At 49.2% G+C, this 5,256-nt stretch carries 2 tRNA genes and 2 rRNA genes; all 4 read left to right on the forward strand.

The features are described 5' to 3' along the window. Positions 1–56 precede the first annotated feature (56 nt). Positions 57–1,594 (forward strand): 16S ribosomal RNA (locus AC1M9H_RS14250). 61 nt (positions 1,595–1,655) lie between these two features. Beyond that, a tRNA-Ile gene (locus AC1M9H_RS14255) sits at positions 1,656–1,732 on the forward strand. 39 nt (positions 1,733–1,771) lie between these two features. Then, positions 1,772–1,847 (forward strand) — tRNA-Ala (locus AC1M9H_RS14260). Positions 1,848–2,226: 379 nt separating this feature from the next. Then, a 23S ribosomal RNA gene (locus AC1M9H_RS14265) occupies positions 2,227–5,118 on the forward strand. Together the 16S and 23S rRNA genes with 2 tRNA genes alongside form the textbook arrangement of a ribosomal RNA operon. The last annotated feature ends 138 nt before the right edge of the window (positions 5,119–5,256 follow it).

Below are 5,256 nucleotides of genomic sequence, written 5' to 3' on the forward strand. Positions count from 1 at the left end.
TTTTTTGTCAGTAATTGATGAGCCAAGATTGGTACCCTTTAGGTACTATTGATTTTAAACTGAAGAGTTTGATCATGGCTCAGATTGAACGCTGGCGGCAGGCTTAACACATGCAAGTCGAGCGGGGGAAGGTAGCTTGCTACTGGACCTAGCGGCGGACGGGTGAGTAATGCTTAGGAATCTGCCTATTAGTGGGGGACAACATCTCGAAAGGGATGCTAATACCGCATACGTCCTACGGGAGAAAGCAGGGGACCTTCGGGCCTTGCGCTAATAGATGAGCCTAAGTCGGATTAGCTAGTTGGTGGGGTAAAGGCCTACCAAGGCGACGATCTGTAGCGGGTCTGAGAGGATGATCCGCCACACTGGGACTGAGACACGGCCCAGACTCCTACGGGAGGCAGCAGTGGGGAATATTGGACAATGGGCGGAAGCCTGATCCAGCCATGCCGCGTGTGTGAAGAAGGCCTTTTGGTTGTAAAGCACTTTAAGCGAGGAGGAGGCTACTAAGATTAATACTCTTGGATAGTGGACGTTACTCGCAGAATAAGCACCGGCTAACTCTGTGCCAGCAGCCGCGGTAATACAGAGGGTGCGAGCGTTAATCGGATTTACTGGGCGTAAAGCGTGCGTAGGCGGCTTTTTAAGTCGGATGTGAAATCCCCGAGCTTAACTTGGGAATTGCATTCGATACTGGGAAGCTAGAGTATGGGAGAGGATGGTAGAATTCCAGGTGTAGCGGTGAAATGCGTAGAGATCTGGAGGAATACCGATGGCGAAGGCAGCCATCTGGCCTAATACTGACGCTGAGGTACGAAAGCATGGGGAGCAAACAGGATTAGATACCCTGGTAGTCCATGCCGTAAACGATGTCTACTAGCCGTTGGGGCCTTTGAGGCTTTAGTGGCGCAGCTAACGCGATAAGTAGACCGCCTGGGGAGTACGGTCGCAAGACTAAAACTCAAATGAATTGACGGGGGCCCGCACAAGCGGTGGAGCATGTGGTTTAATTCGATGCAACGCGAAGAACCTTACCTGGTCTTGACATAGTAAGAACTTTCCAGAGATGGATTGGTGCCTTCGGGAACTTACATACAGGTGCTGCATGGCTGTCGTCAGCTCGTGTCGTGAGATGTTGGGTTAAGTCCCGCAACGAGCGCAACCCTTTTCCTTATTTGCCAGCGGGTTAAGCCGGGAACTTTAAGGATACTGCCAGTGACAAACTGGAGGAAGGCGGGGACGACGTCAAGTCATCATGGCCCTTACGACCAGGGCTACACACGTGCTACAATGGTCGGTACAAAGGGTTGCTACCTAGCGATAGGATGCTAATCTCAAAAAGCCGATCGTAGTCCGGATTGGAGTCTGCAACTCGACTCCATGAAGTCGGAATCGCTAGTAATCGCGGATCAGAATGCCGCGGTGAATACGTTCCCGGGCCTTGTACACACCGCCCGTCACACCATGGGAGTTTGTTGCACCAGAAGTAGGTAGTCTAACCGCAAGGAGGACGCTTACCACGGTGTGGCCGATGACTGGGGTGAAGTCGTAACAAGGTAGCCGTAGGGGAACCTGCGGCTGGATCACCTCCTTAACGAAAGATTGACGATTGGTAAGAATCCACAACAAGTTGTTCTTCATGACGATGTATCTGAGGGTCTGTAGCTCAGTTGGTTAGAGCACACGCTTGATAAGCGTGGGGTCACAAGTTCAAGTCTTGTCAGACCCACCATGACATACTCATACGATACATTGATCTAAATGATAAGCTGGGGACTTAGCTTAGTTGGTAGAGCGCCTGCTTTGCACGCAGGAGGTCAGGAGTTCGACTCTCCTAGTCTCCACCACGTATTCATTCGAATACGTAGTAAGCAAACGAGTTGATAGCTTATAGAGCTTAGTAATAAAGCTGTGTATACTGCACGCCTTGATTATTAAGCTCTGTGATTTATCACAGTTGACTGCGATCTGACGAAGACGTAGTGAATCATTAACAGCATATATTTGAGTTGAAATAATTTGTTCATACTCATAGAAAGAGCGGAAACGAGATAACGTAAGTTATTGAGTTGAAGTGATTGAAATGAGAACTAGCGAAATTAACTGAATCAAGCGTTTTGGTATATGAATTTGAATTGAAGCTGTACAGTGTTTAGATACACAGTACTTCAAACTGTAATGTTGAACGATCTACTTGTAGGATCGAACGACTGTTTGGGGTTGTATAGTCAAGTAATTAAGTGCATGTGGTGGATGCCTTGGCAGTCAGAGGCGATGAAAGACGTGATAGCCTGCGAAAAGCTCCGGGGAGGCGGCAAATATCCTGTGATCCGGAGATTTCTGAATGGGGGAACCCACCTATCATAAGATAGGTATTGCAACATGAATACATAGTGTTGCAAGGCAAACGCGGGGAAGTGAAACATCTCAGTACCCGTAGGAAAAGAAATCAATTGAGATTCCCTCAGTAGCGGCGAGCGAAAGGGGAAAAGCCCATTAAGTTATGTAAGCTTTAGTGGAATGCTCTGGGAAGTGCAACCATAGTAGGTGATAGTCCTGTACACGAAAGGGCTTACATGATGATGTCGAGTAGGGCGGGGCACGTGAAACCTTGTCTGAATATGGGGGGACCATCCTCCAAGGCTAAATACTCCTGACTGACCGATAGTGAACCAGTACCGTGAGGGAAAGGCGAAAAGAACCCCTGTGAGGGGAGTGAAATAGATCCTGAAACCGCATGCATACAAGCAGTGGGAGCATCTTCGTGATGTGACTGCGTACCTTTTGTATAATGGGTCAGCGACTTACATTCAGTAGCAAGGTTAACCGAATAGGGGAGCCGTAGAGAAATCGAGTCTTAATAGGGCGTTTAGTTGCTGGGTGTAGACCCGAAACCAGGCGATCTATCCATGAGCAGGTTGAAGGTGAGGTAACACTTACTGGAGGACCGAACCCACTGTCGTTGAAAAGCCAGGGGATGACTTGTGGATAGGGGTGAAAGGCTAATCAAGCCTGGTGATAGCTGGTTCTCCCCGAAAGCTATTTAGGTAGCGCCTCGGACGAATACCATTGGGGGTAGAGCACTGTTTCGGCTAGGGGGTCATCCCGACTTACCAAACCGATGCAAACTCCGAATACCAATGAGTACTATCCGGGAGACAGACTGCGGGTGCTAACGTCCGTAGTCAAGAGGAAAACAATCCAGACCGCCAGCTAAGGTCCCTAAATCATAGTTAAGTGGGAAACGATGTGGGAAGGCATAGACAGCTAGGAGGTTGGCTTAGAAGCAGCCACCCTTTAAAGAAAGCGTAATAGCTCACTAGTCGAGTCGGCCTGCGCGGAAGATGTAACGGGGCTAAAACTATGTACCGAAGCTGCGGATTTGCAATTTATTGCAAGTGGTAGGGGAGCGTTCTGTAAGCCGATGAAGGTGGATTGAGAAGTCTGCTGGAGGTATCAGAAGTGCGAATGCTGACGTGAGTAACGATAAAACGGGTGAAAAACCCGTTCGCTGAAAGACCAAGGGTTCCAGTCCAACGTTAATCGGGGCTGGGTGAGTCGACCCCTAAGGCGAGGCCGAGAGGCGTAGTCGATGGGAAATTGGTTAATATTCCAATACTTCTGTGTAATGCGATGAGAGGACGGAGAAGGTTAAGTCAGCCTGGCGTTGGTTGTCCAGGTGGAAGATTGTAGGCATGTATCTTAGGCAAATCCGGGGTACTCTATGCTGAGAATCGATAGCAAGCTAGTTTACTAGCGAAGTGGCTGATACCATACTTCCAGGAAAAGTCTCTAAGCTTCAGTTACACAGGAATCGTACCCGAAACCGACACAGGTGGTCAGGTCGAGTAGACCAAAGCGCTTGAGAGAACTCTGCTGAAGGAACTAGGCAAAATGGTACCGTAACTTCGGGAGAAGGTACGCTGCCGGCGGTGATAGGACTTGCTCCTTGAGCTACTGGCAGCCTCAGAAACCAGGCCGCTGCAACTGTTTATTAAAAACATAGCACTCTGCAAACACGAAAGTGGACGTATAGGGTGTGATGCCTGCCCGGTGCTGGAAGGTTAATTGATGGGGTTAGCGTAAGCGAAGCTCTTGATCGAAGCCCCAGTAAACGGCGGCCGTAACTATAACGGTCCTAAGGTAGCGAAATTCCTTGTCGGGTAAGTTCCGACCTGCACGAATGGCATAATGATGGCGGCGCTGTCTCCAGCAGAGGCTCAGTGAAATCGAATTCGCCGTGAAGATGCGGTGTACCCGCGGCTAGACGGAAAGACCCCGTGAACCTTTACTGCAGCTTGACATTGAACTTTGATCTTACTTGTGTAGGATAGGTGGGAGGCTTTGAAGTAGAAACGCCAGTTTCTATGGAGCCGTCCTTGAAATACCACCCTGGTAATATTGAGGTTCTAACTCTGCTCCATTATCTGGAGCGAGGACCATGTCTGGTGGGTAGTTTGACTGGGGCGGTCTCCTCCTAAAGAGTAACGGAGGAGTACGAAGGTGCGCTCAGCGTGGTCGGAAATCACGCGTAGAGTATAAAGGCAAAAGCGCGCTTAACTGCGAGACCCACAAGTCGAGCAGGTACGAAAGTAGGTCTTAGTGATCCGGTGGTTCTGTATGGAAGGGCCATCGCTCAACGGATAAAAGGTACTCTGGGGATAACAGGCTGATACCGCCCAAGAGTTCATATCGACGGCGGTGTTTGGCACCTCGATGTCGGCTCATCTCATCCTGGGGCTGAAGCAGGTCCCAAGGGTATGGCTGTTCGCCATTTAAAGAGGTACGCGAGCTGGGTTTAGAACGTCGTGAGACAGTTCGGTCCCTATCTACCGTGGGCGTTGGAAATTTGAGAGGATCTGCTCCTAGTACGAGAGGACCAGAGTGGACGAACCTCTGGTGTACCGGTTGTGACGCCAGTCGCATCGCCGGGTAGCTATGTTCGGAAGGGATAACCGCTGAAAGCATCTAAGCGGGAAGCCTACCTCAAGATTAGATTTCCCAAGGACTTTATGTCCTCTAAAGAGCCGTTGAAGACTACAACGTTGATAGGTTGGATGTGGAAGTACGGTGACGTATGAAGCTGACCAATACTAATTACTCGTGAGGCTTGACTATACAACACCCAAACAGTTGGTGTTGTGGTTCAAATCATGACAAATAACTTGATTTAGTTAGATAAAACGCTAAACTGCACAAATTAAAGCAACTCAAATAGCTGTTAATAACTTCTTTGACCAAGCAAAGGCACGCAAA

The sequence above is a fragment of the Acinetobacter sp. ANC_7512 genome, from assembly GCF_056779935.1.